The following is a 26354-nucleotide window of genomic DNA, read 5'->3' as shown; positions in this document are numbered from 1 at the left end:
AAGTACCGGCAGCCGATGCTTGGGTTTGAACCATGTTGTTTTCAAGAACGTTGGAGTCTTTGAAAAAACGAAGGATAGCCATGGAAATTACAGCGGCTGGAATGGAGCTGGAGAAGGTTAAGCCAACTTTTAAGCCCAAGTAAACGTTTGACGCGGTAAAAATAATAGTAATGAGTACGCCTAATAGCATACCGCGGAACGTCAATTCCGGCAGATGTAAGTCATGACTCATAAAATCATGCTTCATACTAACCCTCCTTGAGAGAATAAAAAATAGAACACTTAATAATCCTACAAGACGATTGTACAAAAACTGTGGACAAAAATCAATCTCAAATTTAACTCTATATTGTATACATCATAAATCATCATGAAAAAATGCAGAATATCATGATTATTTCACCGTTTTTTGCTATATTATAAATATATAGTGTTTTTTGGCATGATTTAATGTATTAAAGTACATTAGCCATAAAGGGGAATGAAGGAGGAATTTTTTATGAAACAGAAATGGCAAAAATATATAATGGCCGCTGTATTCGGATCCATCGCTTTGGGCGGTTTTGGCGGCGTTAATGCTGCTGACGTGGCCGTTGTAAAAGTGGATTCCGAACCGGCTGCTGCTGTAGTCGATGACAACGGCGATATTGTGGCAGTACAGACGCCGACCGAAGCACATAACAATACGACCGGCGTTATGACTAAACGTGTATCTTCGGATATTTCGCCGGCTTCCAATAAAGCTATGTGGGAAGCATCCGATGAACTGTCGCGTGAAGCGGATTTGGTGAAAGTTCCGGAAGCTAATGCGTACTATCAGCGCTTAGCGGTAGCGGTGCAACCGATTGCCATCAGCGGTGACCGTATCCATGTTACCTATCCGACAGTAACATCCGTCAGCCCGGTGGTAACAAAGGAAATTAACAGTCGAATCACCAAATACGTACAAACATTGCAAAAGAATTTGGAAAAAAACAATCTTAAAGCGGATGTAAAAGAAAATCTGTACATGACATATGATGTTAAAGCCAATGACAAAGGGATCTTCAGTGTATTGCTTAAATCGTATACCATTGGTGACCAAGCTGCTAACGGTTTGAATACAGTAAAAGCGTTCACCTTTAACAGCACCAGTGGCAAAGTGTTGACCTTGCATGACTTTGGCGGCGTTAAATTAGATGAATTAAATCAGGCTATTGCCAATGATGAAGATTTAAAGCCACAGTTTTTCCCTGAAAACAGAACGGTCGACAAAGTTCCTTCCGATTTCTATGCTACGGAAGACCATGAAATTTTTGTTATCTTCCAGCAGGGCACCGTAGGACCTATGTCTTCCGGTACGATTTATGTACCAATGGGTAAATTGAAATACTAAGCCAAACTTAATATGACAGCTTAGCCGGTAAACAGAATAAACAGAAAAAAATGTACGCAGTTCCGATTTTGGACTGCGTACATTTTTTGTTATAGCCAATAAGCTATTAATGTTTATTTTATTTTCTTAAAACAGATAACCGTTATATTGTAACGATATATTTTAACAATATATTTTAACATTACATATTAATGCTTACACATTGAAGCGGAAGTAGGTTACATCGCCATCTTTCATGACATAGTCTTTACCTTCGAGGCGAACAAGACCTTTTTCTTTGGCCGCATTCTGGCTGCCGCAAGCTACAAGGTCGTCAAACGCTACGATTTCCGCACGGATAAAGCCTTTTTCAATGTCGGAGTGAATTTTGCCGGCTGCTTGAGGGGCTTTCGTACCTTCTACGATAGTCCAAGCGCGGGCTTCCATTTCACCGGCAGTGAAGAAGTTGATAAGGCCCAATAAGGAATAGCTGGCTTTAATTAACTTAGTTAAACCGCTTTCGGTAAGACCGAGTTCTTCAAGGAATGCCGCCGCTTCTTCATCGGATAATTCGGCGATTTCCGATTCGATACGAGCGGATACAACTACGACGCCGGAACCTTCGTTGGCCGCATATTCTTCTACTTTCTTTACATATTCGTTAGCTTCGTAATCAGAAATTTCATCTTCCGATACATTGGCTACATATAAGGATTTCTTAGCCGTTAACAAGGTTAACTCTTTAAGAATTTCCAACTCTTCTTCGTCGAGACCTTGGGCACGTATCGGAATGGCTTCGCCGAGACCTTCGATGACTTTTTCCAAAATCGGAAGTTCGATGCGAGCATCTTTGTCACCGCTCTTGGCGATTTTTTCAATACGCTGTTTGCGTTTTTCAACGGAATCAAGATCGGCCAAGCAAAGTTCCGTGTTGATGATTTCAATGTCACGAATCGGATCGATGGAACCGGCTACGTGGGTGATGTTAGGGTCATCAAAACAACGTACAACTTGGGCGATAGCGTCAACCTGGCGGATGTGGCTAAGGAATTTGTTGCCCAAACCTTCGCCTTTGGAAGCACCGGCTACGAGACCGGCAATGTCAACGAAACGCATAGCAGCCGGAATAATTTTTTTAGATTTAAACATAACGGCCAATTGATTGATGCGGTCATCCGGCACGTCAACCACACCTACGTTAGGTTCGATTGTACAGAACGGATAGTTGGCCGCTTCGGCACCGGCCTTGGTAATAGCGTTAAACAGCGTACTTTTGCCCACATTAGGAAGGCCTACAATACCTACTTCAAGATTTGTACTCATTTCATTCTCCTCACTCATCAGTTAAGTCTGCTATAGGTGATTATGGGAACCACCGACGTCTATGTTAGTTATAAATTACTATGTTAACAATTTATTATAACATAGAAACTGCGCGGATGCACTGTTAACCGTTTTTACGTTTATTGGTAAAGGTGTGGATACTGATAAAACCGGTGATGATAATGAAGGTAATAAGGGCAAAAATCTGTGGACATAAATACTCGACACCTATTCCTTTTAGCATGATGCCGCGGATGATGGTCAAGTAGAAGGTCATGGGCATGATGGCGCCAAGGTATTGAAAAATGGCATCCATGGCCACACGGGGGAACATAAAACCGGATAACAAAATGCTCGGCATATATACCAAGATCGACATCTGCATGGCTTGGAGCTGGGTTTTGGCCACGGTGGAAACGAGGATTCCCAGCATCAATGAGGCGATGAGGAAGATGGTCGTTGTCATAAAGAGGACGAAAAAACTGCCTTGAAACGGCACATCAAATAGCAGAATCCCTGCTACCAAAGCGATACCCGCCTGAGCGTAGCCGATGATTACATAGGGAATTACTTTGCCGATGATGATTTCATAGTCTTTGAGCGGCGTTACCATTAACTGTTCCAAGGTACCCACCTCCTGCTCGCGCACGATAGCCATGGCCGTAATACTTACCAAGGTCATGGTAATCATGAGGCTGATAATGCCCGGCACAATGTTATAGGCGGTTATGAAATCCGGGTTGAACCAGGGGTTGATTTTAACTTCAATGGCATTACCGGATGGCATCGCTTGGCCGGTAGCCAGCAAGCGTTGTGACGTAATACTTAGGGACCGCTGTTGTCCTAAGAGTTGTGCCGTGCTGATGGCGCTGTTGGCTATGGTATTGTCACTGGCGTCGACGATGAGTTGCATTTCCGCGGTGCGCCCGTGTTTAATATCCTCACTGAAGGTTGGCGGAAAGGTGAGGGCCGCTACGGCCTTACCGGAATAAATGCTGTCTAACATGGCCTGGTTGCTATCTACATATTCAACGACATCATAGTAGGAGGTGCCCACGAAGGCATTAATAAGCTCGCGGCTTTCTTCGCTTCTTGATTGGTCATAAATAACCGTCGGTACATGTTTTACATCCGTATTGATGGCGTAGCCGAAAATAATGAGCTGCATTAAGGGCATTAAAATCAGCATAAATAAGGTGGCTTTATCCCGTTTCATCTGGTGAAACTCTTTTATCAGTATAGCCCAAATTCGTTGCATATCATTGACTCCTAGCTTGTTTCATATAATAAATAAAGGCATCTTCCAAATTATGAGCACCCGGTGTGGTTTCTTTTAATACTTTAGGGCGACCTTCGATAATTTTAGATCCTTTATCCATAAAGAGAATGCGGTCACATTGTTCCGCTTCGTCCATGAAGTGGGTGGTTACTAATATCGTGGTGCCTCGGTCGGATAATTTATTGATGACGTCCCAGAATTGACGACGTGTCAACGGATCGACACCACTGGTCGGCTCATCCAGGTACACGATGGCCGGTTTATGTAAAATGGCGGCTCCTAAAGAGGCTCGTTGGCGCCAGCCGGTCGGTAATTCACGGACTAAGCGGTTCTTAATGTCGTGTAATTCAAGTTCGTTGATGACGGTATCGATGCGTTCGGCTAATTCAGCCTTTTTTAAGCCGTAGACGCGACCGTAAAAGGTGAGGTTTTCCATGACTGTTAAATCGGCATAGAGACTGAATTTTTGAGACATGTAACCGATGCTTGATTTTATGAGTGACACATGCTTTGTCACATCCGTATTGAGTACTTCGATTTGGCCGGTCGTAGGGGTCAAGGTGCCGCAGAGCATGCGAATAGTCGTGGATTTACCGCAGCCGTTGGAGCCGAGCAACCCGAAGATTTCCCCTTCTTTAATAGTAATATTAAGCTTGTTGACGGCTGTAAAATCACCGAATCGGCGCACCAGGTCTTGCGTTTGAATAACGATTGGTTTATCGGTGAGTCGCTCAAAGTCATGGTGCACTGCATAATCGGCGGTAAGTTCGTTGTTTTTATTGACGAGGCGAATATATACTTCGTCCAGTGTTTGGTTTGCTTTTACATTGGTCTGAGCTCGTAGTTCTTGTGGCGTGCCGAGGGCTAAGATTTGACCGGCTTCAAAAAAAGCAATCTGCGTGCAGTAGTCTGCTTCGTCCATGAAAGGCGTAGCGACTACCACGGTGGTACCGTCTTGGTTGATTTTTTTGATTAAAGTCCATAATTCGCGGCGTGATAAGGGGTCGACATCGGTTGAAGGTTCATCCAAAATGAGTAGTTTTGGTGTGTTTAAGAGCGCTACGGCTAAAGCTAATTTCTGCTTCATGCCGCCGGATAAATCATTGGCCATGCGGTCTTTAAATTGGCCAAGGCCTACATATTCGGCGAGAGTATCACATTTACTGTGCAGATCATCCTTACTGAGTCCGTATAGACGACCATACAACTCGAGGTTTTCGTACACACTTAGATTGGGATATAAGGCGAAGAGCTGCGATACATAGCCGATAGTGTGCTTTATGTCGCGCGGCGAGGCACCATTAATAGTTATAGTGCCTTCGTTTGGGACGATTAGTCCGCAAAGCATGCGAAGGAGCGATGATTTGCCGGCACCGTCGGCACCAACGAGGCCAAACATTTCACCGTCCGGAATGGTCAGGTTGATACCCTTAAGGGCGTGCACATCGCCGTAATGTTTGTGGACATTTTGAATGCTAATCATGGAATCACCACATCCACGGGCATACCCGGTTTAAGAATTTCCTCACCATTTTTTACTTTAATACGCACTTTATATACTAAATTTGAGCGTTCCGTTTTAGTGATACTTTGACGCGGCGTATATTCCGCTTCGGGGCTGATGCGTTCAATATAGCCTTCAAAGATTTGGTTTGGTAAGCCGTCTACTTTGATTTGTGCTTTGTCGCCTACTTTAATGAGAGCCAATTGCTCGGTCGACACGTAGATATGGACCCACGCATCCTGCATATCGGCGATGGTTAAAACAGGTGCGCCGGCTTTCACATATTCACCTTTATTGTAGTTCTTGGTTAAAACAAGGCCGTTAACCGGGCTTTTCATAATTAAATCTTCCACGCGGCTTTGGGCAGAGGCTACATTAGCGTTTAACGCTTCTACCTGAGCCTGGGCAGCGGCAATCTGTTGGCTGCGGGTGCCCTGTAATAATTCTTGGTAATCGGCCGTCGCTTTGGTGAGGTTCTGCTGGGCTACCTCATAGGCTTGTTGTTTTTGATCGCGTACTTGGGCGGACACAGCATCTTCGGCATATAAGGCGTCATAGCGATTAAATTCACGTAGCGCTTGGTCACGTGTAACGGTCGCGGAGTCGACCAAGGCTTTGTATGCTTTGATTTGATCTTCACGAGCACCGGCTTGTAAATCCGCTAAGTTGGCGGCTCCTTGAGCGAGCGATGCTTTAGCGGCATCAAGGGCTGTGTTGGTGGTTGGTTCAGATAAGGTAAATAGTGTTTCACCGGCGGTGATGCGGCTGCCGAGATCTACATCAAGACCTGAAATATAACCGCTGCTGCGCGGAGTAATATCGTATTGGTGAACTTCGATGGTACCTACCGTGTTCACCTTGCCGGTAGTTGTGCGGGGGTAGAAGTAGTAGATGGTGATGCCGATTAAAAGAATCAGCACCAGGCCGATGGGGATATATTTCTTTTTCATAGGGGGCTCCTTAGCTAAGTAGTAAAAAAGATATCACTTGATATTAGAGTTCTGGCTTACATTTTATGCTTCGATTCAATCTCGCATTCCGGGAAATAGGTATCAAAAAAGAAATGCAATGATGCTTTGGTTTCTTCCGGCGAAATGAAGACATCTTTCATTGTCTTAACGCCTTCATTAATAGAGGCGCTGTAAATAACCGGAAAGACCAAAATGGAGATTAAGTGGCTGAAGGTAAATTTAGTCATATTACGTATGGCTTCATCGGAGGCATCCGGTTGTTGCTCTTTAATGAGGAGGGCTACATGACTCATTATTTTGGCAACCCCTTGGGTTCGTAAGAATTTAAGATAGGTCATCTGGGTTGGGAAGGTTTGCTTTGATGAAAAGAGATAGAAAATAAACTTCTTATGCTTGGCTAAATGCTGTTGATATTGCAATAAAAAATCGAATAAACGCTTGCGCGGCGGCGTTTTTTCGTCTTCGAGGAGTTTAAAAAACTCTTTGGCACGGATTAGAATTTGGTTGATGACCTCATTAAAGAGGTTTTCTTTATTTTTAAAATGGTAATTAACGAGTGCCACGTTGACGTCTGCTTCGGCGGCAATCATGCGTACCGTGATGCTGCTGATATCGTCATTATTGAGCATTAAGCGATAGGTTGTGTTGATGATTTTATCTTTCGTTGATTCTGCCATAATTATGTCCTTTATATAGATTAGAAAAATAAGAATTGTAATATAGTTTGCTGTTTTATTTTAAAATTTAAACATTGTTTAATTTACAATTTAATTTTAAACGCTGTTTAAATTAAAATCAAGGGGCAGATGAAATAAATATTAGGAAGATCAATTTTAGATAATCAGTCATTGAGGGGGAAAGCAAGAAGTAATTTAAAAAAGCAAATAAAAAAGCAACTTAAAGATGTTATCTCTAAGTTGCTTTAAAGAGGAATTTTTAGTTGTTAATATTACTCAGTATTTACGAATTACAATCTTTTGGTGCAATTCTATCTCCCATATACGTTTTGCCCCAGTCACACATGGACTCGATAATAGGGGATAAAGTGAGGCCGAATTCCGTTAAGCTGTATTCTGTTTTAGGTGGGACTACGGGATAGACTTTGCGTTCGATAACGCCCGCATCTTCCAGTTCACGCAGCTGCTGGGTTAACATTTTTGGCGTTGCCTGAGGAATGACACGCTGTAATTCACTATAACGATGAGTACGTTCCAATAAATGCCATAAGATGATGCATTTATATTTGCCGCCTAACAGGCTTAGAGCCGCTTCAACGGGGCATTGAAACATAGAATTTTTGGTAGCCATGATAATCCCTTCCTAAAAATATAATTTATTATTTACCGGCTTTTGCTTTTAATAAAGTAGCCGCTAAGCCACGGAGCCAGTCCTGATGGCCGATATTCATTGGATCTGTTGGGTCTTCGTGTAAAGCCACGGCGGGTTTGCCGATTTGAGATTCTTGAGTCAAAATACGCACACGATTTTCCGATAAATCTTCAATGAGCCAAGCATGGATTACATCAAGACGCGTTTCGGCGTCGCCTTCAGCCCAGCCATGCCAAGCTAAACGGCCCGGTTGATCACCTTTTGGCGCTTCAAATTCGGTAATTTCTGCTTCGATAGGGAAACCGAAGGTTTTAAAACGAAAACGCGTATTTTCAGCAAGCTTGGTACCTTTAGTATTGTCAAACTCCACATCGGCCACATTTTTATAATAAGTTGGCCAAATGGCGGTATCGATTAAATTGTCAAAAGCTTCGGCAGCCGTAACTCCTTGGATAATCACTTCGTTGGAAGCAAAGTTGTCGGTTGTACCCGGTAAATATTCGTGTGGCCAATTAATTTCATGTAACATAATATATCTCCTTTTATTGTAACATAGTCTTGGTTATTTATTTTGCAGTATTAAATGTTAGTATTCGGTAATGAATCCTAATTTATTAATGTATTTGTAAATTTTGAAAACAATTCTTATCAGCTGATGGATTCATTATATGCTAAATATGATTTGAAAGGAAGAATGCACTTTAAAGTGCTATAGTACCCAAAAAGATAGTATAGAGGTTTTAAAGTAGTGTACTACTGAGTTAAACGTTTAGTTAATACACAAAAAAAGACCGTAACGATAACAGAAAATCTGTTTTCGTTACAGCCTCTTAGTATATAGGTTATTCTATTGTTGGTATTAATATATTGTTACGAATTATAAAGAATGAGCGCGCAATTCTTCAGCACTGTGGGTAGAAATCCAAGCCGGTGGAATATCGAACACAGTGTAAGCACCGGTGCCGCCGTGTTTAGCTAAGCGATAAATACCGCGTGCATAGGCCGTCAATACAGAGCCGGTGAATTCAGGATTGCTGTCGAGTTTTAAGGAATATTCTACAACGTGACGGGTACCTTCGGTGCTTTCACCGCTGCGAAGTACGAAACCGCCGTGTGGAATGCCTTTATGGTTTTTGTCGAGTTCTTCTTGGGAGATGAAATGAACGATGGTTTCATAACCAACGAAGTAGTTTTCCATAGTTTTGATTTCGTTTTCGATTTTATCTTTGTCAGCCCCTTCAGCGGCGACTACATAGCATTCACGAAGGTGACCGGACTGAGCCGTCACTTCAGGAGTTTGACCCTGACGAATCTGTTCCAAATATTCTTCGCGAGGTACAGTATACTGACGAGCATCCACTACGCCATCCAAACGACGAATGGCGTCGGAGTGACCCTGGCTGACACCGCGGCCCCAGAAGGTGTAGGATTTACCCTGTGGCAAAATGCTTTCGGCAAAAACGCGTTGCAAGGAGAACATGCCCGGATCCCAACCGCAAGAAATTAATGCCGCATTGCCGCCTTCTTTAGCTGCTTTGTTAACATTTTCAAAATGTTCCGGAATGCGTGCATGGGTATCGAAGCTGTCGATAACGGTGAAATGTTTAGCCACCATCGGAGTCTGTTCGATTAAGTCTGTAGCGGAACCGCCGCAAAGAACCATAACGTCGATTTTGCCCTTGAAGCTTTCCAATTCACTCATAGCGTAGCTTGGCACGCCGCTCACTGTTTCTAAACCGTTACGACGAGAAAAAACACCAACTAATTCCATGTCCGGCTGTAATTTTACAGCCGCTTCTACGCCACGGCCCAAGTTGCCGTAGCCTACAATGCCTACTCTGATTTTCATAGGTCAAACCTCCTACATATATAATAATATTGTAATCATTGCAATCTTTTTGATATACACTCTTATTTAAGTATACTCTGTGTAGAGTTCGGTGTATAGTTAAAAATGTCATTTTCTATAGAAAATTAGAATAGTATAAACAGCAAATAGTAATTATTGGAAATTTTGGGCTTTTTTTTATAAAAAATTTGCCTTTTTATTAGAATTAGTATATAATTGAAAAGCTTATTGATGGTAAGCGCTTCCTACCCCTATGGAAGATAGGGGCATATGTCCAAAAGAGGAGGTGATTTTGTATGAACAAATACGAAGTCATGGTGATTGTGAAACCAGCCGAAGAAGAGACAACCAACGCGGTTATTGAAAAAGTAGAAGCTTTGATTGCTCGTGTAGGCGGCACAGTAGAAAAGGTAGATCGTTGGGGCAAGCGTCGTCTTGCTTACGCAGTGAAAAAATTCACTGACGGTTTCTACGTATTGGTTAACTTTGAAGCAGATCCTGCAGAAATCAAAGAAATCGATCGTGTATTAAAAATCAACGATGATGTCCTTAAACACCTAATTGTTAAACACGGCAAGTAAGCTCTGGGAGGTTTACTATGAACTCAGTACAGATCTTAGGTAATTTAGCTCGTGACCCTGAAGTGCGCTTTACTAAAACCGGTAGAGCCGTAGCATCATTTACAGTGGCTGCGACAAACACATATTTTGATTCCACTACCAATGAACAGAAGGAACAAACCGCCTTCATTAACTGTGTAGCTTGGGGTAAATTAGGGGAAGCAGCTGGTAACCTACGTAAAGGGAGCCGTTGTTTCGTTGAAGGTCGTTTGAATACCCGTTCTTATGAAACTCAGGATGGGCAAAAACGCTATGTAACTGAAGTAGTAGCCAACTTTGTTGGTACATCCTTAGATACTCAGAACACCGATAGCTTTGGTGGTGGGTCTTCTAATTTTGATAACTTCGGTAGCAGCAACGATGAAAACATTCCGTTCTAGTGTTTAGGACTCCTACTAATTCGAAAAGGAGGATTCACATAATGAGAAGAGATAGAAGCAGAAAACCAAGAAGAAAAGTATGTAACTTCTGCGTTGATCATGTAGATCAAATCGACTACAAAGATATTGCTAAACTTCGTCGTTTCACGACTGAACGCGGCAAAATTCTTCCACGTCGTATTTCCGGCACTTGCGCTAAACATCAGCGTAAATTAACATTAGCAATCAAACGCGCTCGCGCTATTGCTTTGTTGCCATTCACAGCAGAATAATACTTTATAGCTTGATATGAAGTATTAAACCCCGGTAGCCGAAAGGTTGCCGGGGTTTTTTATTGGCTATACCAATAGTTTTTGTTACAATAACACTATATAGATGTTTTCTAATATAGTATTAATATATATGGAGGTACGAAGATGAAAAATTTTATTACACCTCAAGAGTTAGCCAATATTCAAAAAGACGTTGTAATTTTAGATGTACGTGATGATAAAGCTTATGCCACAGGTCACATTGAAGGAGCCTTTGCAATTAATTTAGCCGGTGATTTATCCGATCCCGTTGAAGAACATGGTGGTCGTCATCCTTTGCCAAACATGGTTGAATTTGCTAAAAAAATGGAACGTTTTGGTATTACTAAAGATACTCCTGTTGTTATTTGTGACAGCTGGATTTTCTTAGCCGGTCGTTTATGGTGGATGCTCAAATACATCGGCTTAGACGTTGTAAAAGTATTAGAAGGCGGCATTGAACGATGGGTAAAAGAAGGACATACTTTAACTACTGATTCAACTGAATTACCAACCGAAACAAGTCAACTTGATTATCGTTTACAACCTCATATGCTTATGAGCCGTGCCGAAGTGTTGGCAGCCAGTGAAAATGGTGACCACATCATCGTTGATGCTCGTGCGAGCGAACGTTATGACGGTAGCGTTATCGATACCATGGATGGTATGACCGGTCATATTCCGACAGCAGTCAACTATTATTGGGAAAATTGTTATACTGCTAACGGTTTAAAGTCTGAAGCAGAGTTGAAAGAAATGTTCAAAGATTTGAAAACGACTAAGACACCAATTGTGACATATTGCGGCTCCGGTATTACGGCTTGCCTTGCTATGCTCGCCATGAGTGAAATCGGTATTGAATCCGCTCTTTATGTGGGAAGTTCCAGTGATTGGGTAACGTATGAAAACTTCCCTATTAAAACAGGGTGTGAGTTTGTGAAGGCGTAGCCTTAATTCCTTCTCTTCTTTCTATAATGTTCTGACTGAAAATAGGCTCGGCGAATCATCGCCGGGCTTTCTTCATTTGATGAATAATAGGGCTCCCTTTTTTCTTTAACAACGATTTCCGCCTCTAACTGATTATTGAATTCCCCCAAATACAGTATAATCGGCGTTTTATCCTTGCTGTTCATAACACTAAATTCTCCTTATTAATCACGATAAATTAATTTATTGATTATGCTTTGATAAAAACATAATACGCCGTTTATTATACACCTTTTATTTGAAATGTGAAGTGTAAATGAGTAAAAAATTGACATGATTTTTACTGCCTTAAATTTATTTTTATTTACTTTTTAAGGCTACTATTTTAGTAGAAATTCAGTTAACTATGAATTGATTATAATTAATATCAATATAGACCTTATTGTTTATTGCTGTTGACTTATAGCTTCATTTTTTGAGTGTTATCTCCGGTAAACTCACGTATATTGCAAGAAGTACATATACCCCTTACGGTATAATACTATACCTACTAGGGTATAATAAATTAAAGAAAATTTGAGTAAACATAGGAATCTATCAATATAATGAATTATTTTTCTATAAAATAGCTTAAAACGGCTAAAAATTCCTGACTTTTTATTGACACATTTACAATAAATACGCTAACATATTAGTGATAAAGGATTTTATTTTCGAAATTGAATAATATACTCTGACTAACTTCTATAAAAGATCTTAGTGTTGTAAGTGTCGGGTATGCCGAGCGATTTAAGAGGAAAATAGGTGCAAATCCTATGCTGGAAACAGCTGTAAATGAGGAGTTTATTTCAACAAGGAGTCACTGGGAAACTGGGAAGGCTGGAAATAAACGATGAATCATGAGCCAGAAAGCCTGCTTATAACAAATTGACTGTTGCACATAGTTAATGGGATGTGTTATGGGGTTAATTTGACTAAAATTTGTTTTGCGTACTCACTCTTTCAAGGGTGAGTTTTTTTATTTACTAAATTTTATGAATTTTTATAATAGAAGTTTGATTTAAAACGATATTGTCTAAAAAGGATTCATAGATGTTGATAGTGTAAGTTTGAAAATTGAGTATATTAGGGGGGGACAGGAATGTTTAAAAAAACACTGCAGCATTTGGGGCAGGTGTTGGTGACGGTAATTGGGGTTACATTTTTAACTTTCAGTTTAAGTTTTCTGGCGCCGGGCGACCCTGTGCTCATGATTTTGGAAACCGCGGATACCATGGTTTCACAGGAACTGATTGATCATACGAGGCAGGAATTGGGGTTAGATAAACCGTTCTTGGTGCAATATGGTAATTGGTTGTCTCATGCGGTGCAAGGGGATCTTGGAATGTCGTATTCAGCCAAGAAACCTGTTGTAGATAAGATGATGGAGGCCTTACCGGGTACACTTATGTTGGCGAGTGTAACAATTGTGATGCTACTCGTCATAGCCGTTCCCATGGGGGTTATCGCCGCTATCTACCAGAATAAATGGCCTGACTACCTCTTCCGCGGAATTGCATTTATCGGTATTTCCATACCGGCTTTCTGGCTTGGTCTTATGTTGCTTTACATTTTTGGCTATAAATTGGGTATTGCCCCGATTGCGACGGCAACCGTTTCGTTAAAAAATGCGATTTTACCTGCTTTTACCTTGGCATTTACGTTAATTTCAAAATTTATGCGCCAGGTACGTTTGGTAGTTTTGGAAGAAATCAATAAAGATTATGCCGTAGGTGCTAGAGCACGCGGTATGACAAATACGGAAATCATGTTTAAACATATTTTGCCAAATGCCTTTTTACCACTACTTACCATCTTCGGTATGTCCATGGGCTGGTTGCTTGGTGGGGTTGCGGTTGTAGAGATGGTATTCTCGTGGCCGGGGCTTGGTAAAATGGCCGTACAGGCGATTACTTTCCGTGATTATCCGTTAATTGAAGGTTTCGTACTTTGGGCTTCTATTGCGTATATGTTAATTAATGGTGTAATCGATTATTCGTATACGCTCTTGGATCCTAGATTGAGAAGGGGGAGTAAATAATGAAAGAGTTTATTAGAACACATAAAGCTTTCTCCTTCTATACATCCTTAGTTTTATTGGTTGTATTGATAGCTCTTTTTTCACCATGGCTTACGCCGAACGATCCGTTTGCTTCGAATTTAAGCAATGCCTTAAAAGCGCCGAGTTCTACCCATTGGTTCGGGACGGATAAATTAGGTCGTGACGTATTGTCGCGTATCATTTACGGCACCGGCTTATCCTTATTCATGGGCTTTACCATTGTTGTGTTGGTTGCGTCCATCGGTACCTTAGTAGGATCTTTGGCCGGTTATTTCGGCGGCAAAGTTGAAATGGTGCTCATGCGTCTTTGCGACATCATGATTTCTTTTCCGGGCATCGTGCTTGCCATCGCTATTGCCGGTATTATGGGCGGTAGCGTAGGCAATACCATTTTGGCGCTCACCATTGTAGGTTGGGCTAAATATGCGCGTTTAGTGCGAAGTCTTGTTATTAAAGTTCGTCAGGAAGATTATATAGCGGCCGCTATTATGAGTGGCGGTACGTCGGCCGTTATCTTGCGTCGTCACGTGTTGCCAAACATTATGCCGCTCGTCGTTGTAACGGCCAGCATGGACCTTGGCGTTATGATGCTCGAAGTAGCCGGTCTCTCATTCCTCGGTTTCGGGGCACAACCACCGACACCGGAATGGGGGTTAATGCTCAATGAAGGTCGTCAATATTTACAGTTGGCACCATGGCTTATGATTTTCCCGGGGGCGGCTATTCTTATCGTAGTATCTATTTTTAACCTTTGGAGTGACAGCTTGCGCGATATTTTGGATCCGCGTCAAAACAGAGGCTAAGAGACGGAATCTTTATATAGGTTAATGGGAGAATTTCGTATTTACATTTTGTCAGATGATACCCGTTAGGGATTTATATAATTTCATCTTGAGTGTTAGCGTTAATCAAACTGTGTGTTAATTTGTTAAAGGTATTTTTATGGAGGAATGTTATTATGAAAAAATTCTGGCGTAAAGCGCTACTCGGTGGCTTAGGCGTGGTATTGGCGGCATCGCTTTTGGCCGGTTGCGGCAGTGATTCTGCAGAAAACAAAGATGTGTTAAAAGTAGGGGTAACCAACTTTGCGGATACGTTGGAGCCTACCGATAACTTCTATGCTTGGGTAGTTATGCGTTACGGTATCGGTGAAACGCTTACCAAGTTTGACAAATCCATGGTGGCTAAACCTTGGATAGCATCTAAATGGTCCTTGGCTGATGATAAATTGACTTGGACATTTACGATTGATGATAAGGCTAAATTCTCTAACGGTAAAAAAGTAACGGCTGCTGAAGTAAAAGAATCTATTGAGCGTGCTTTTGCTAAAGCTAAACGTGCCAGTACATTCTTCGAATATGATTCTATTGAAGCCAACGGTCAGGATTTAATTATTAAGACTAAAAAACCTATGCCGAACATGCCCGGTTTATTAGCGGATCCTTTATTCCTCGTTGTTGACGTACAAGCTGAAAAAGATGGCCGTAACTTTGCCAAAGAAGGTCCGATTGCAACCGGCCCGTACACCGTTGTTTCGTACAGTAAAGATAAATCCGTGTTAAAAGCTAATGAAAACTACTGGAATGGTTCCGTACCGTTCAAAACTGTAGAAGTGCCGTCCATTGAAGACCCTAATACTCGTGCTATGGCATTACAATCCGGTGAAGTAGATATGGCCGTTAACATTGGGCCGGGCGAAATCGATCTTTTCAAAGGGAACGACAAATTCCAGGTTGATGAAATTGCTTCCTTGCGCGTAGTATTGGCGCGTATCAATCAAAAAGGCTTATTGGGCGACCCTAAAGTGCGTGCTGCCTTCATCAGCGCTACGGACCGTCAAAACTATGCAGATGTACTCTTAAAAGGCACCTTCATTCCGGGTAAAGCACCGATTCCACCATCCATGGATTATGGTTTTAATCAATTGACTGATCCAAATGCGTACAATCCTGACCGCTCTAAACAATTATTGGCAGAAGCCGGTTGGAAAGATACCGATGGCGACGGAATCTTAGATAAAGACGGTCGTCCGTTGTCCGTTAACTTCGTAGTATACAACAGTCGTGCTGAGTTACCTATCTTCGCTGAAGCGGTACAAGCTGACCTTCGTAAAGTGGGCGTAGATGTAAAAATTAAAACGGTTGACTATACCTTAATCGATAAAATGGGGATCGACGGAGATTATGATTTGCTTATCTCCAATATCGTAACAGCGAATACCGGTGACCCTGAAACATTCCTCAAATGGTACTGGAAAACTAATGTTAACGGCGATAATCCGCAAAATGGTTCCGGTTACAGCAATCCTGAATTCGATGCTAAATTAGATGCATTGTCTACTGAATTCGATCCGGCTGTTCGTAAACAATTAATTATTGAAGCACAGCAGATTCTCTTAAATGACGGTGCAGCTTTATACCTTGGTTACCCAATGACTAATATCATTGCCAATAAAGCACTTAAAGGTGTAGTTATGTTCCCATCCGATTACTACTGGATTACGAACGATATTTCTAAATAAGCTCATTTGTATATCGTTGTTTTGATACGAAATACTATTAGGTGATATATAATATTTTGAAAAATCTTTGTTATATAAGCAATACGAAAGGATGTGCGCAAACGATATGACACGGGAGGCAGCACTGGTAGAAGTAAATAATTTGAGCATAGCCTATGGTGAAGCGGCGCCTTCTGTGACAGACGTTACGTTTTCCTTAGAAGAAGGCGAAATTCTCGTTATTGTAGGTGAGTCGGGCAGTGGCAAAACCACGGTCATTCGTGCCTTAATCGGCTTGTTGTCCGTAGGAGGTCATGTTGTGGCCGGCGGCGCTAATTACCGCGGCCAAGATATTGCTACATGGTCTGAGGAAGAATGGCGGAAATATAGGGGCACCGATATTTCCATGATCTTCCAGGATAGCGGCAGTGCTATGGACCCGATTCAGACCATCGGCAAACAGTTCATTGCCCATATTCGTCGCCACAGTGATTTAGATAAAGGGGCGGCGGAAACGAAAGCCATCGAATTGATGAAAATGGTATCCTTGCCGGCGGATAAGGACTTTTTGAAACGGTATCCCTTTGAACTTAGCGGCGGTCAACGTCAGCGCTTGGGGATTGCCATGGCGATGGCCTTCACGCCACACTTGTTGCTTGCCGATGAACCGACTTCGGCCCTTGATGTGACAACGCAGGCTCAGATTGTAGAGGAATTGATGCGGCTTTGCCAAAAAAGTCGCACCGGCATTATCATGGTAACCCACAACATCGGGGTAGCCGCTCATATGGCGGATAAAATCATGGTTATGCAACAAGGTAAAGTGGTAGATTACGGCTCACGGGATGATGTTCTTTTCAAAGAGCATTCCGCTTATACCCAGCAGTTATTGCAAGCCGTACCGACGTTAGGAGGGACACGCTATGTCGACACAGTTGAATAAGGAAGCCGTAGCCTATACTGAAAATTACGGCACTCATACTTCAATGGCGGCGGCTGACGGCGTAGGCACTCCGATTTTGGAAGTTAAAGGTCTTTGTAAAAATTTCTCGTTGCCGAATGGTGGCACGTTGCAAGCTTGTAAAGAAGTATGTTGGTCCTTATGGCGCGGCGAATCGCTGGGGATTGTTGGTGAATCGGGCTCCGGTAAAAGTACGCTCATGAAGATGATTATGCAAATGACAGCACCTTCCGGTGGCGAAATCTATTTAAACGGTGTGGAAATTTCCAAAGCATCGGCCAAAGAAAAGCGCGAACAACGCCGCAAGATTCAAATGGTGTTCCAGGATTCCTCGCAGGCCTTTGACCCGCGTATGTCAGTTGAAGATATTATTTGTGAACCTTTGTATAATTTCGGTCTTTTGAAAAAAGGAGAAACCACGGCTATTGCCACCAAGTATTTGGAGATGGTTGGGCTTAACGGCACGTTTGCCAAACGTTATCCTCATGAAATGAGTGGCGGTCAGCGTCAAAGGGTGGCCATTGCCCGTGCCTTAGTGTTGGAGCCGGATATTGTTGTATTTGACGAAGCGACTTCGGCTCTTGATGTATCCGTACAAGATTCGATTGCTAAATTGCTCGTTAAATTGCAAAAGGAAAAGAATCTAACGTATTTATTTGTTGCTCATGACATTGCCTTAATTCGCAGTATATGCCATAGAGTAGTTGTGATGTATAACGGCGAAGTGGTGGAAGCAATTTCGGCGAAACATTTAACAGAAGCTAAACATCCTTATACACGTAAGCTGTTAGCGGCTGTATTTGAAGTGACGGAGCATCGCAAACCGGTCGTATTATAAGGTGAAGGCAGTAGGGACTGCCAAGGCGTTATAGTAGGATGATGTAGGTATTTGGAGGCTGATTTATTAGGTATGGCAAATATTGAACTGATTACCCCGGACACGCCGCGGGAGCCGATTTATCAATTCTTAGTTGAGCAAATGCATTTGCATTATAGAAGGCCTTTGGATAGTGAGCATAATAAGTATTTTTTACAATTAGCGGAGCATTATTCACCGGATAAACGAAGTTCTTTCTATGTGCTCTATGAAAATGGCGAAGTCATGGGAACCGGTTGTGTAAGTCCTTTAGAAGCTCACCATCGTCGCCCGCCCCATTGCGTGGATGCATCAACTTGGGGCTATATATCGCGCGTGTATGTTTCGCCGAAGGCTCAAAGTAGTGGCTATGGACGTCAGATTTATGAGTTGCTGGAAAAAAGTGCTAAAGAGTTTGGTTATACCCATCTATGTTTGAATACCCATAGATTTCTCATCAAAGGATGTGCCTTCTGGCAACGCCATGGTTATGTTGAATTTTATGATACAAAGGATGAGTGGCAAACCTATTGGCTCAGTAAAGAGCTTAGCTGAGGTGTGTTTGAATGATTATGAAAAAAGTTATCCACCAAAACAGGGTGACTTATTCACAGTTTGTCACAGGTTTATACACATTAAACTATCGGTTATCCACTACTTATCCACAGAAAAGTGATTAAGTTTTAAAAAATAAGTTATTCACAAGCGAATATATAAAAAGAAAAAGCGTAATGCATTCGGATTCAAAATTGAATCTCTGCATTACGCTTTTCCTTATAGGCTACACACAATGAAAGCTATAGAGTAGCGTTGGGGGGTGTGAGTAATGTTTCTGGGGTCAGCTATATAGACACTTAGACAGCACTGTCGTTTTCTGGCATTACGCTATCCAAGAGGAGGAGTATATTGTTGCCAATCTCCGAATAAAAGCGCACGCTATTAGTTGACTCTATAAATTCCCATTTAACATGCATACCCGTATCGTTAGGGCCGTACTTTGAGCGGAGCGCTGTCTGTACGGTTTGGGGTAAGCGAATATCATACATAATGTTATAACGGTTGAATTTATCGTCCACCAAAATATAGTGACTGTCGATAATTTCCACATTATAACGGCGCGATACAAGGTCGAGTAATCCTTGAGGCACTTTGTAGTCATTTTCTTGATTTTGTGTAGTCAATCGGATGGCCTCCTTTCTGTGGATTCCGGTTGTAAGGCGTTGTGAAAACCTGTAAGGCCATGGCACAAGGCACTACTGCGCTTGTGCCGGCCTCGGGATATTAGGGCGAGCCGCGCGATACGGACATTGCCTATTTGAGTATCGGATTATTTTTAGATCCGATAGGCTCCAATTTTTCTTCAATAAATGTATTGATGAGCTGCTGCACCGCTAAGGTAGGTGTCAGCTCGCCTTGGAGCACTTGGTCTTCCACGCTGTCTTTGCAAGCAATGATACGCGGCGCCCGATAGAATAAATTGTGAAGATGCTCTTCCACCATGGAGTATACCCACGACATAGTTTGCTGTTTGCGACGCTCCTGTAAGACGCCGTTGGCTTGGCATTGTTCGATGAATTTTTCAATAACATCATGCCAAAGCTCCATAACGCCTTCGCCGGTGTACGCCGAGCAAGTGTATGCCTGGGTAGTCCACCCTTCCGTGGCGGGGCGGAGGAAATGGAGAATCCGATTATATTCCGATTTCGTAATCAGAGCTTTCGGTTTGTTGTCACCGTCCGCTTTATTGACCACGATGGCATCGGAGAGCTCGATAACCCCTTTTTTCATGCCCTGCAGTTCGTCACCGGCACCGGTTAGTACGACTAACAGGAAAAAGTCGACCATGGAGCGCACGGTGGTTTCACTTTGACCGACCCCGACGGTTTCGACAAGAATTGTGTCATAGCCGGCTGCTTCACAAAGAAGTAAGGTTTCACGGCTTTTACGGGTTAAGCCACCTAGCGTCCCGCCCGAAGGGGACGGACGAATGAAGGCGTTTTCCTGCCGCGATAAGGTAAACATACGAGTTTTATCACCTAAGATACTGCCACCCGTTACGGTACTGGACGGATCGACCGCCAAAACGGCCACTTTATGACCTTCTTGGCAAAGTTTGGTGCCGAGGCATTCGATAAAGGTAGATTTACCGGCGCCCGGTACCCCGGTGATGCCGATACGCGTCGCTTTGCCGGTGTATGGCAAGACTTTTTGAATAACCTGCTGGGCCATTTCAAAATGGGCAGCCGCATTACTTTCGATGAGGGTAATGGCGCGGGACAGCATCATGCGGTTGCCGCTTAAAATGCCTTCCACATAATCATCGACGGTAAGTTTGGCCGGTCGTTTGCCGCCGGTTTGTTTAGGTGGTGTGCTTGAGGTATTACGCAAAGGACTGTCATTGACGCCGCGCATAACGCGGCAGGCGAATTTATCATCATCTGCTTCGGGAACCCAGGACGGTTTATATCGTTCCGTCATAGTATCACTCCTCTAGACGTTCATTTAACAATTCGAGTACTTTCTTCGCGCATACTGGGATAATGGTACCGGGGCCAAAGATGGCGGCGGCACCGTGTTCATATAAGAAATCATAATCTTGAGCCGGAATTACGCCACCGATGATAACCATGATGTCTTCACGGCCGCGTTTTTTGAGCTCTTCGATGAGTTGCGGCATAAGTGTTTTATGGCCGGCTGCCAAGGAGCTGATGCCGACGATGTGAACGTCATTGTCCACGGCGTCTTGTGCTGCTTCTTCCGGCGTTTGGAATAAAGGTCCGATATCTACGTCATAGCCCATATCGGCGAAGGCGGTAGCAATAACTTTCGCACCGCGGTCATGACCGTCCTGACCCATCTTAGCGATAAAGATACGCGGACGACGACCCTCCCGTTTTTCGAAGTCATCGGTCATTTGACGTACTTCGGAGATAACGTCATCATCGCTGAACTCGCTGCTGTATACGCCAGAAATGGAACGGATAATCGCTTTATGACGACCGCACACTTTTTCAACGGCATCGGAAATTTCACCCTTGGACGCACGGGCACGAGCGGCTTCTACGGCTAATTCCAATAAGTTGCCTTCGCCGGTTTCCATGGAATGCGTGATGGCGTCGAGGCATTGACGAACTTTGTCGTTGTCGCGATTAGCGCGTAATTTTTTAAGACGTTCAATCTGAGCCAAGCGTACGGTAGTGTTATCTACTTCGAGAATATCGAGCGGATCTTCTTTGTCTAAGCGCAGATAGTTAACGCCGACGATTTTTTCACTACCGGAGTCAATATGAGCTTGGCGACGAGCGGCCGCTTCTTCGATACGCATCTTAGGAAGGCCGGTGTCGATAGCTTTACTCATGCCGCCCAATTCTTCGATTTCCTGAATATGAGCCCAGGCTTTGCGAATCAATTGGTTGGTTAAGAATTCTACATAGTAGGAACCGCCCCATGGGTCGATAACTTTACATACCTTGGTTTCATCCTGGATATAAAGCTGTGTATTACGGGCAATACGGGCCGAGAAGTCTGTCGGTAAGGCGATAGCTTCGTCAAGCGCATTGGTATGAAGCGACTGGGTGTGGCCGAGAGCCGCCGCCATAGCTTCGATACAAGTACGGGTAATGTTGTTGAACGGATCCTGTTCGGTGAGGCTCCAACCGGATGTCTGTGAATGCGTACGAAGCGCCATGGATTTAGGGTTTTCCGGATTGAAGCTGTTAACGATTTTAGCCCATAACATACGGCCCGCACGCATTTTGGCGATTTCCATGAAGTAGTTTTTACCCATAGCCCAGAAGAAGGACAGACGAGGGGCGAACTGGTCAATGGTTAAGCCGTGTTGGGTACCGGTACGGAGATATTCAAGACCGTCCGCCAAGGTGTAACCTAACTCAATATCGGCGGTAGCGCCGGCTTCTTGCATATGGTAGCCGGAAATGGAAATACTGTTAAATTTAGGCATATATTTGGATGTATACGCGAAAATATCGCCGATAATACGCATGGAAGCGGCCGGAGGATAGATATAGGTGTTACGTACCATGAACTCTTTCAAAATGTCATTTTGAATCGTACCGGCCATAACTTTTTTATCAACGCCTTGTTCTTCACCGGCTAAGATGTAGAACGCCATGATTGGCAAAACGGCACCGTTCATTGTCATGGATACGGACATTTGATCGAGTGGAATTCCGGAGAAGAGGATTTCCATGTCGAGAATGGAGTCAACGGCTACGCCGGCTTTACCAACGTCACCCACTACGCGCGGATGGTCGGAGTCATAACCGCGGTGCGTAGCAAGGTCAAAGGCGATGGATAAGCCTTTTTGACCGGCTGCGAGGTTACGACGATAGAAGGCGTTGGATTCTTCGGCGGTGGAGAAACCGGCGTACTGACGTACGGTCCAAGGGCGGGTTACATACATGGTAGCGTATGGTCCGCGTAAATATGGCGGTAAACCGGCCATATAGGATAAGTGATTGCAATCGGCATAGGCACCTTGGTCATACAGCGGTGCCACGTCAATTTGTTCCATCGTGCGATAGAAGTTTTCATCAAAGGATTTGCCTGTTTCAGCTTTTAACTGAGTAAGCCATTCCTGAGCCGCTTGCTCATTGGCTTCGGCCCCGGCAAATGGGATATTTGCGAAATTAGGTATTTTAGCCATTATTTAATCATCCCCTTTTCTTGTTGCATCCGTAACAGTGTTTCGTAGCAGTTGGAGCGTACACTGATGTAGTCGTCCATACCGGCAGCATCACACATTTCTTTTAGTTCAGGTGATGGAGCACCGGCGAGGAATACTTTCATTTCAGGGCGCTGGGCTTTGATGCCTTTCGTAACGGCCGGTGCCAATTCCGGATAGGTGTCGTCGGTGGAGCACACAATGGCTACGTCCGCCTTGGATTCAAGGGCGGCGGCTACGGCGTCTTCCACTGTTTTGAAACCGTTGTTCAAGGCTACGTCAAAGGCGGCAACCTGCATGAAGGATGTAACAAAGTCGGCACGGGCTTTATGTTGCGGGATAGGACCCATGTTAGCCAAGAAGATATGAACATTGTCGCCGGTTTCGGCTACAAATTCTTCGGTCGTGCGGCGTAATTTTTCATAACGTTCGGTCCAGCGATGCGCTTCGATTGGTGAAACGGATTCGCCTTGACTATCGGTGGCGAGGGCGTTTGTGATTTCGCCGAAAGTAGCACCTGCGTTAAGGGCCGTTTTCACAGCGCCGATAAGCGACATCGGTTCGCTGAAGTCGGAGTCTTTAAGAACTTGTAAAGCTTCGTCGATGGCTTTTTCATCGGCTGTTTTACGTTGCTTGGCAAGTTCGTCCAAGCGTTGCTTTAAGAGGTCTGCTTTATTGATTTCAGGGACTTCGAGCAATTCTTCGGTCATGTTAGGGTACATGTTATTACCAACGGCGCGGTCTTGGCGAGTTGCCAATTTTTTGAAGCGGTCTTCCAAAATGCTGTGAACAGCTTCTTGAACCTTACCGGCTTTGATGGCTTCCGTAATGCCACCCATGTTTTCCAATTCCTGGAATTTAGCCCAGGATTTTTCGGTGAACTCTTCCGTTAACGGTTCGAGGTACCAGCTACCGCCCGCCGGGTCAACCGGTTGAATGAAGTTGAATTCATGCTGTTCCATGATTTGGATGTTGCGGGCAATACGGCGGGAGAATTCATCGCTCGGACGGATACAATGGTCGAACGGATACACGTTCATGCCGTCAACGCCGCCTACTACAGCGGAGAAGGACTGTGATGCGGCACGCAATAAGTTAACGTACGGATCATACACAGTTTGGCAAAAAGCGGATGTGCTTACATATAAGTTGATGCGTTGGGCTTCTTCGTCGCCGCCGCAATGACGAACCAATTGAGACCATAGCATTTTAATGCTGCGGAGTTTGGCGATTTCCATGAAGAACGTAGCGCCTACGCTGAAATGGAAACGAATGTGACGGCAGAATGTATCAACATCAATACCGCGACGTTCCATAGCGCGCATATAAGTCAAAGCGGTATGAAGGGCATAGGCTGCTTCTTGAATACCGTTGGCCCCGCCGTTGTGATATACATCGGCATCAACGAGGACTGTTTTTAAATTAGGTGCATGTGCTTTAGCCCAGTGAATCGTATGAGCCATATCATCATAGAGTTCGTCGAGCGGACGATTTACTTTGCCAAAACGGAGTAAAGAACCGATAGGGTCGGCAGCAATAGCACCGTGCAATTCGGCGGATTTTAACCCGGCTGCTTTGCAGGCGATGGATACAGCACTGATGAGATTAACGGCAGATGGTCCGCCGAATAATTCGATTTCATGCTTGTTAACATCAATATCTTTTAATAAAGCTTTTACATCTTCGGCTGTGCTCAAGGAAACGCCGGTATCGATGAATGTTTCGTCAGTACCATCGGTAGGATCGATGCCTTGTTGTGTTAAGCTGTCGGTAGTAATGCTTACAACCGTGCTGCCTTTATCGAGCTCGAAAGCTGCCATGGCATTGGCATCGCTGATGGTTTTGGCATCACAGCGCTGAGCGATTGACCAAGGTGTGTGGATATAGCCGCTGGCATGCGCGCCGCGGAGCTTATCCGCTAATCCCGGATAGGTGTAAGGGTGGGTTAATTCTTTTTGATCCTCTAAACGATAAATTGGGTGAAATAAAATACCTTCGTAAGTTTTCGTGAACATACTCTTATCGAAAGGCTTACCTTTTAACAGTTTTTCAACGGCGGCCTGCCATTCGTCATAACTGGGAATTTCAAACTCGTCAAAGGTGACAGCGGGCAATTCCTCGTGCCCATTTTGCCTTGAAACGGCTAGAGTCTGCTGCTTATGTTCCATAGTACGAATCCTTTCTACATAGCAAATAGAATATGAAATGCAAGAAAATTGATGCATTCGCTATATACAACACTATGTGGCTTCGTTGCGTCTATGATTAGGTAAAACCGTTTTGTCGCTTAGCCTCGCGCTGTGAGATGGCGAGCGGCAGTTGGACTTACTTACTGTGTCTCATAAATAACGCGGTGGGATATATTGTTTCCTCCTATAACAATAATAAAACTTCCTACCGAAGAGCCATATAAGTGGATGTACCGGGCAGTCTCCAATAGGAAGTAGTTTCGAAAAAAATACCGTTTCACAGCAAGACTGCAAAACGGTAAGATTGTATGCGAAAAGAATCACACCATATCTTCCCGTCTATCGCGGGTATAACGACATGCTTCCTTAGGCAGTTCTTCTGACTCAGCTTCATCATTCCTTTTGCCTTCCCAAACATAATGTTCAGTGACATAATAAAAAGGAACTCCACTTCACAGCGGCGGGACCGTGTCGGATTTGCACCGACTTCTCTATTAAGCTTAAAAAGCGCCTATAGGGGACTGTATTTGTTTTATAATTTTATTATATGGTTATAACATAGGAGTGTCAATTTAAATGCATAGTTTAAGCATGTGTAACGTATAAAGGTTAGTTATAACTCATGCTAAGGGGGTGTATGCATAATCGGTAAGGTATGGGGTGGGACAAAATTGTAAGTAGTGGGTTTAAAGTGTATTTATACAACAAGAGGTACAATTAATATATATACTACTATATGCAGTTAAAGGTGATACATGAGGTAAAAGCATGTGTTGTCCACGCTTGAAGGAATAATGTGTTTAATTAAAAATCTTAAAAATATTTAGTAAAAAGGGGTTGACGAACCATAGGCAAAAAGGGTATGATAGTTCATGTCCTCAATCACGGGACATCAAGTGACCTCCTTCAAGCAATTGGAAGCGGGTTATTTTGAAAAAGTGATGTATATTCTTTCTGTTTTCGCAGCAAAACTTTTTAAAAGAAATTTTAAAAAAGTGCTTGACACGATAAACTGATTGCGATATACTAATTAAGCTGTCGCAAGCCCCTAAGGTAAAGCGATAAAGCAGATCTTTGAAAACTGAACAATGTAAGGTAATCATTTTTAACGAAATGAACATAGCCAGAGTGCGGGTTTCAACAACGTTGAAACCAACCAAAAAATTCTAAGTCAGATAACTTCGGTTAAGCTGACAACAACGAAAAACGAGCTAGCAAATAGCTCCAAGATATCTTG

At 43.4% G+C, this 26354-nt stretch carries 25 protein-coding genes and 2 riboswitches; of the genes, 11 read left to right on the top strand and 14 right to left on the bottom strand.

What is annotated here, in order from left to right; genetic code table 11:
• On the bottom strand, positions 1-247 hold a 247-nt coding region (locus tag QZL64_RS01665; protein ID WP_296309128.1), incomplete at its 3' end, for an OPT/YSL family transporter.
• A gap of 252 nt (positions 248-499) precedes the next feature.
• Here QZL64_RS01665 and QZL64_RS01660 point away from each other — a divergent pair.
• Positions 500-1375, top strand: coding sequence for a DUF3298 and DUF4163 domain-containing protein (locus tag QZL64_RS01660; RefSeq protein ID WP_021840316.1), 876 nt, complete (start codon positions 500-502; stop codon positions 1373-1375).
• A 195-nt stretch (positions 1376-1570) separates the two neighbouring features.
• Here the strand turns inward: QZL64_RS01660 and ychF are convergent, their stop codons facing one another.
• The 8 genes from ychF to QZL64_RS01620 all read right to left on the bottom strand — a co-directional run bounded on the left by ychF (position 1571) and on the right by QZL64_RS01620 (position 9609).
• The gene (gene ychF / locus QZL64_RS01655; RefSeq protein ID WP_021840315.1) at positions 1571-2677 is read right to left on the bottom strand and encodes a redox-regulated ATPase YchF; all 1107 of its coding nucleotides are present in this window, start codon (positions 2675-2677) and stop codon (positions 1571-1573) included.
• 124 nt (positions 2678-2801) lie between these two features.
• Positions 2802-3935 (bottom strand): ABC transporter permease, encoded by a 1134-nt coding sequence (locus QZL64_RS01650; RefSeq protein ID WP_021840314.1) that lies wholly within the window; start codon positions 3933-3935, stop codon positions 2802-2804.
• A 1-nt stretch (position 3936) separates the two neighbouring features.
• On the bottom strand, positions 3937-5439 hold the full coding sequence (locus tag QZL64_RS01645; RefSeq protein WP_021840313.1) for an ATP-binding cassette domain-containing protein: 1503 nt from the start codon (positions 5437-5439) through the stop codon (positions 3937-3939).
• Positions 5436-6410: an HlyD family secretion protein gene (locus tag QZL64_RS01640; protein ID WP_021840312.1), complete on the bottom strand. Its 975-nt coding sequence runs from the start codon at positions 6408-6410 to the stop codon at positions 5436-5438. Before QZL64_RS01640 ends, QZL64_RS01645 begins: the two co-directional genes overlap by 4 nt.
• Positions 6411-6466: 56 nt before the next feature.
• Positions 6467-7108 carry a TetR/AcrR family transcriptional regulator gene (locus QZL64_RS01635; protein ID WP_021840311.1) on the bottom strand — a complete coding sequence of 214 codons (642 nt, stop codon included), beginning with the start codon at positions 7106-7108 and terminating at the stop codon, positions 6467-6469.
• A gap of 283 nt (positions 7109-7391) precedes the next feature.
• A complete protein-coding gene (locus QZL64_RS01630; RefSeq protein ID WP_021840310.1) occupies positions 7392-7739 on the bottom strand; it encodes a winged helix-turn-helix transcriptional regulator in 348 nt (115 codons plus the stop codon).
• A 28-nt stretch (positions 7740-7767) separates the two neighbouring features.
• Complete coding sequence (locus tag QZL64_RS01625) at positions 7768-8289, bottom strand: hypothetical protein (RefSeq protein WP_021840309.1); 522 nt, start codon at positions 8287-8289, stop codon at positions 7768-7770.
• 348 nt (positions 8290-8637) lie between these two features.
• Positions 8638-9609 (bottom strand): diaminopimelate dehydrogenase, encoded by a 972-nt coding sequence (locus QZL64_RS01620; RefSeq protein WP_021840308.1) that lies wholly within the window; start codon positions 9607-9609, stop codon positions 8638-8640.
• Positions 9610-9905: 296 nt separating this feature from the next.
• Between QZL64_RS01620 and rpsF the strand changes: the two genes are divergently transcribed.
• The 4 genes from rpsF (at position 9906) to QZL64_RS01600 (ending at position 11847) form a co-directional block, all read left to right on the top strand.
• The gene (gene rpsF, locus QZL64_RS01615; protein WP_006555211.1) at positions 9906-10190 is read left to right on the top strand and encodes a 30S ribosomal protein S6; all 285 of its coding nucleotides are present in this window, start codon (positions 9906-9908) and stop codon (positions 10188-10190) included.
• Between the two features lie 17 nt (positions 10191-10207).
• Positions 10208-10609 (top strand): single-stranded DNA-binding protein, encoded by a 402-nt coding sequence (locus QZL64_RS01610; protein ID WP_021840307.1) that lies wholly within the window; start codon positions 10208-10210, stop codon positions 10607-10609.
• A 41-nt stretch (positions 10610-10650) separates the two neighbouring features.
• Positions 10651-10881 carry a 30S ribosomal protein S18 gene (gene rpsR, locus QZL64_RS01605; protein WP_006555209.1) on the top strand — a complete coding sequence of 77 codons (231 nt, stop codon included), beginning with the start codon at positions 10651-10653 and terminating at the stop codon, positions 10879-10881.
• A 144-nt stretch (positions 10882-11025) separates the two neighbouring features.
• Positions 11026-11847 carry a sulfurtransferase gene (locus tag QZL64_RS01600; RefSeq protein ID WP_021840306.1) on the top strand — a complete coding sequence of 274 codons (822 nt, stop codon included), beginning with the start codon at positions 11026-11028 and terminating at the stop codon, positions 11845-11847.
• A 2-nt stretch (positions 11848-11849) separates the two neighbouring features.
• On the opposite strand, the gene QZL64_RS01595 is transcribed toward QZL64_RS01600, so the two are convergent.
• Positions 11850-12032, bottom strand: coding sequence for a hypothetical protein (locus QZL64_RS01595; protein WP_021840305.1), 183 nt, complete (start codon positions 12030-12032; stop codon positions 11850-11852).
• A 543-nt stretch (positions 12033-12575) separates the two neighbouring features.
• Positions 12576-12761: riboswitch (cobalamin riboswitch) on the top strand.
• Positions 12762-12967: 206 nt separating this feature from the next.
• Between QZL64_RS01595 and nikB the strand changes: the two genes are divergently transcribed.
• From nikB to QZL64_RS01565, 6 genes are all read left to right on the top strand, one after another.
• Entirely contained in the window at positions 12968-13906 is a 939-nt protein-coding gene (gene nikB, locus QZL64_RS01590) for a nickel ABC transporter permease (protein WP_021840304.1), read from the top strand.
• Positions 13906-14730 carry a nickel transporter permease gene (gene nikC, locus QZL64_RS01585; RefSeq protein ID WP_021840303.1) on the top strand — a complete coding sequence of 275 codons (825 nt, stop codon included), beginning with the start codon at positions 13906-13908 and terminating at the stop codon, positions 14728-14730. The genes nikB and nikC overlap by 1 nt, the downstream gene beginning before the upstream one ends.
• Positions 14731-14885: 155 nt before the next feature.
• Positions 14886-16448, top strand: a complete 1563-nt coding sequence (locus tag QZL64_RS01580; RefSeq protein ID WP_021840302.1) for an ABC transporter substrate-binding protein — start codon at positions 14886-14888, stop codon at positions 16446-16448.
• 106 nt (positions 16449-16554) lie between these two features.
• Positions 16555-17370: an ABC transporter ATP-binding protein gene (locus QZL64_RS01575; protein ID WP_021840301.1), complete on the top strand. Its 816-nt coding sequence runs from the start codon at positions 16555-16557 to the stop codon at positions 17368-17370.
• 43 nt (positions 17371-17413) lie between these two features.
• A complete protein-coding gene (locus tag QZL64_RS01570) occupies positions 17414-18226 on the top strand; it encodes an ABC transporter ATP-binding protein (RefSeq protein WP_156705595.1) in 813 nt (270 codons plus the stop codon).
• A 72-nt stretch (positions 18227-18298) separates the two neighbouring features.
• Complete coding sequence (locus QZL64_RS01565; protein WP_021840299.1) at positions 18299-18799, top strand: GNAT family N-acetyltransferase; 501 nt, start codon at positions 18299-18301, stop codon at positions 18797-18799.
• Positions 18800-19098: 299 nt separating this feature from the next.
• On the opposite strand, the gene QZL64_RS01560 is transcribed toward QZL64_RS01565, so the two are convergent.
• The 4 genes from QZL64_RS01560 to QZL64_RS01545 form a co-directional block, all read right to left on the bottom strand.
• Complete coding sequence (locus QZL64_RS01560) at positions 19099-19425, bottom strand: hypothetical protein (RefSeq protein ID WP_021840298.1); 327 nt, start codon at positions 19423-19425, stop codon at positions 19099-19101.
• Positions 19426-19555: 130 nt separating this feature from the next.
• The gene (meaB, locus tag QZL64_RS01555) at positions 19556-20722 is read right to left on the bottom strand and encodes a methylmalonyl Co-A mutase-associated GTPase MeaB (RefSeq protein WP_021840297.1); all 1167 of its coding nucleotides are present in this window, start codon (positions 20720-20722) and stop codon (positions 19556-19558) included.
• 4 nt (positions 20723-20726) lie between these two features.
• A complete protein-coding gene (gene scpA / locus QZL64_RS01550; protein WP_021840296.1) occupies positions 20727-22910 on the bottom strand; it encodes a methylmalonyl-CoA mutase in 2184 nt (727 codons plus the stop codon).
• Entirely contained in the window at positions 22910-25096 is a 2187-nt protein-coding gene (locus QZL64_RS01545; protein ID WP_021840295.1) for a methylmalonyl-CoA mutase family protein, read from the bottom strand. The genes scpA and QZL64_RS01545 overlap by 1 nt, the downstream gene beginning before the upstream one ends.
• Before the next feature lie 373 nt (positions 25097-25469).
• Positions 25470-25647: riboswitch (cobalamin riboswitch) on the bottom strand.
• Positions 25648-26354 lie beyond the last annotated feature (707 nt).

Source organism: Veillonella sp. CAG:933 (assembly GCF_000431435.1).
Taxonomy (GTDB): domain Bacteria; phylum Bacillota; class Negativicutes; order Veillonellales; family Veillonellaceae; genus Veillonella_A.
Note: the sequence above shows the minus strand (reverse complement) of the source record. Positions and strands in the feature narration are given on the sequence as shown.

Bases quoted from the DNA above. Each gene is read 5' to 3' on its own strand.
- QZL64_RS01660 (WP_021840316.1), top strand. From the start codon at position 500: ATGAAACAGAAATGGCAAAAATATATAATGGCCGCTGTATTCGGATCC.
- ychF (WP_021840315.1), bottom strand. From the start codon at position 2,677: ATGAGTACAAATCTTGAAGTAGGTATTGTAGGCCTTCCTAATGTGGGC.
- QZL64_RS01650 (WP_021840314.1), bottom strand. From the start codon at position 3,935: ATGCAACGAATTTGGGCTATACTGATAAAAGAGTTTCACCAGATGAAA.
- QZL64_RS01645 (WP_021840313.1), bottom strand. From the start codon at position 5,439: ATGATTAGCATTCAAAATGTCCACAAACATTACGGCGATGTGCACGCC.
- QZL64_RS01640 (WP_021840312.1), bottom strand. From the start codon at position 6,410: ATGAAAAAGAAATATATCCCCATCGGCCTGGTGCTGATTCTTTTAATC.
- QZL64_RS01635 (WP_021840311.1), bottom strand. From the start codon at position 7,108: ATGGCAGAATCAACGAAAGATAAAATCATCAACACAACCTATCGCTTA.
- QZL64_RS01630 (WP_021840310.1), bottom strand. From the start codon at position 7,739: ATGGCTACCAAAAATTCTATGTTTCAATGCCCCGTTGAAGCGGCTCTA.
- QZL64_RS01625 (WP_021840309.1), bottom strand. From the start codon at position 8,289: ATGTTACATGAAATTAATTGGCCACACGAATATTTACCGGGTACAACC.
- QZL64_RS01620 (WP_021840308.1), bottom strand. From the start codon at position 9,609: ATGAAAATCAGAGTAGGCATTGTAGGCTACGGCAACTTGGGCCGTGGC.
- rpsF (WP_006555211.1), top strand. From the start codon at position 9,906: ATGAACAAATACGAAGTCATGGTGATTGTGAAACCAGCCGAAGAAGAG.
- QZL64_RS01610 (WP_021840307.1), top strand. From the start codon at position 10,208: ATGAACTCAGTACAGATCTTAGGTAATTTAGCTCGTGACCCTGAAGTG.
- rpsR (WP_006555209.1), top strand. From the start codon at position 10,651: ATGAGAAGAGATAGAAGCAGAAAACCAAGAAGAAAAGTATGTAACTTC.
- QZL64_RS01600 (WP_021840306.1), top strand. From the start codon at position 11,026: ATGAAAAATTTTATTACACCTCAAGAGTTAGCCAATATTCAAAAAGAC.
- QZL64_RS01595 (WP_021840305.1), bottom strand. From the start codon at position 12,032: ATGAACAGCAAGGATAAAACGCCGATTATACTGTATTTGGGGGAATTC.
- nikB (WP_021840304.1), top strand. From the start codon at position 12,968: ATGTTTAAAAAAACACTGCAGCATTTGGGGCAGGTGTTGGTGACGGTA.
- nikC (WP_021840303.1), top strand. From the start codon at position 13,906: ATGAAAGAGTTTATTAGAACACATAAAGCTTTCTCCTTCTATACATCC.
- QZL64_RS01580 (WP_021840302.1), top strand. From the start codon at position 14,886: ATGAAAAAATTCTGGCGTAAAGCGCTACTCGGTGGCTTAGGCGTGGTA.
- QZL64_RS01575 (WP_021840301.1), top strand. From the start codon at position 16,555: ATGACACGGGAGGCAGCACTGGTAGAAGTAAATAATTTGAGCATAGCC.
- QZL64_RS01570 (WP_156705595.1), top strand. From the start codon at position 17,414: ATGGCGGCGGCTGACGGCGTAGGCACTCCGATTTTGGAAGTTAAAGGT.
- QZL64_RS01565 (WP_021840299.1), top strand. From the start codon at position 18,299: ATGGCAAATATTGAACTGATTACCCCGGACACGCCGCGGGAGCCGATT.
- meaB (WP_021840297.1), bottom strand. From the start codon at position 20,722: ATGACGGAACGATATAAACCGTCCTGGGTTCCCGAAGCAGATGATGAT.
- scpA (WP_021840296.1), bottom strand. From the start codon at position 22,910: ATGGCTAAAATACCTAATTTCGCAAATATCCCATTTGCCGGGGCCGAA.
- QZL64_RS01545 (WP_021840295.1), bottom strand. From the start codon at position 25,096: ATGGAACATAAGCAGCAGACTCTAGCCGTTTCAAGGCAAAATGGGCAC.